This window comes from Fulvivirga kasyanovii, from assembly GCF_009711405.1.
In the GTDB taxonomy this organism is placed as follows: domain Bacteria; phylum Bacteroidota; class Bacteroidia; order Cytophagales; family Cyclobacteriaceae; genus Fulvivirga; species Fulvivirga kasyanovii.
In genome coordinates this window covers 1-1,156 of record NZ_SMLW01000137.1, presented here as the reverse complement: position 1 = coordinate 1,156, position 1,156 = coordinate 1, and the positions used below count along the sequence as shown (strand labels likewise).

Here is a 1,156-nt window from a genome sequence, read left to right as displayed (position 1 = left end):
ATGTGCTGGAAACCAGTGATTATTATCCATTTGGGTTAACTTTTAACTCCTATCAAAGGGTGACGGCCAAGGAGAATAGGTACTTGTATAATGGTAAAGAAAGAATAAATGAGCTTGATCTAAATTGGTACGATTACGGGGCTAGGATGTATATGCCGGAAATTGGAAGATGGAATGGAGTTGATCCATTAGCTGATGATTACACTCCTATAAGTGTTTATGCTTACGTAGCCAATAACCCCTTAAGCTTAGTCGACCCCAATGGGATGGAAATTATTTTTACCAATGAGGAGTCTGAAAAACAGTTTAATAGAATCTATGCTTCTGCTGATGATAAAACTAAAGCAAAACTTGATCAATTGAGGAGTAGTGATGTAAAATACAACATCAATGTTTCAAGAGAATTGGCACAAGAAGGAGGAAGTACTTTGTATAACTTTAATTCAGAACAATTAGATATTAATGTTAATCCGGCAGGATATGAAAATGATGTCATAGCTATGTTAGGAGACGAGTTAACCCATGCTAGTCAATTCGAAAATGGAGAAATTGGTTTTGTCGAAAGTGGAGGAGAATCAGCAGTAGTTGGCTATGACATACAAGATGAAGTCGATTCTAAACTAGGGGCAATGAATGCTGTTGAAGCTGTTAATGAAAATGAAGGAGCTGACTTGGAACTAACAGGAACTACCAAAAGATTTGCTGACGCATATAACGAAGCATCAGATGAAGGTAAAACCGAAGCTTCGGAAAAATTCTTCAAGAAGGATAAGGTTGGTAAGCTATATAATAAAGAGTTCAGTAGTAAAAAGATGGGAGAACAGTCTAATATCAAAAACGAGATATCAAACTACATTAACAATGGATATAATATCTCAGATTATATCTATCGAGAAAACGGTAACACCATTAGAAAGAACAATTAGCAATGAATAAGTGGCTTTTTTATTTTCTGATTTTCTGTGGAGCTTGCTCTTCACAGAAAATCTTACTAAAACATAAAGGTAACAAACTGTATCTAAAGGATGATAAAGGTGAAAGAAAATCGATTTCTGTATTCTCAAAAGAATATGTGGAATATCTTATTCTAGATGATGTTATATATTATACGGACAACTTAGTGACGCCAGATCGATTTAATATTACAATAAATAAA

Annotated in this window: 2 protein-coding genes; both read left to right on the top strand. The window is 34.3% G+C overall.

Annotation, left to right across the window (positions count from 1 at the left end; genetic code table 11):
- On the top strand, nucleotides 1-926 hold a 926-nt coding region (locus tag E1163_RS00360; protein WP_185155885.1), incomplete at its 5' end, for an RHS repeat-associated core domain-containing protein.
- A gap of 2 nt (nucleotides 927-928) precedes the next feature.
- The coding region (locus E1163_RS30835; protein WP_221417872.1) for a hypothetical protein at nucleotides 929-1,156 on the top strand (228 nt) is incomplete at its 3' end.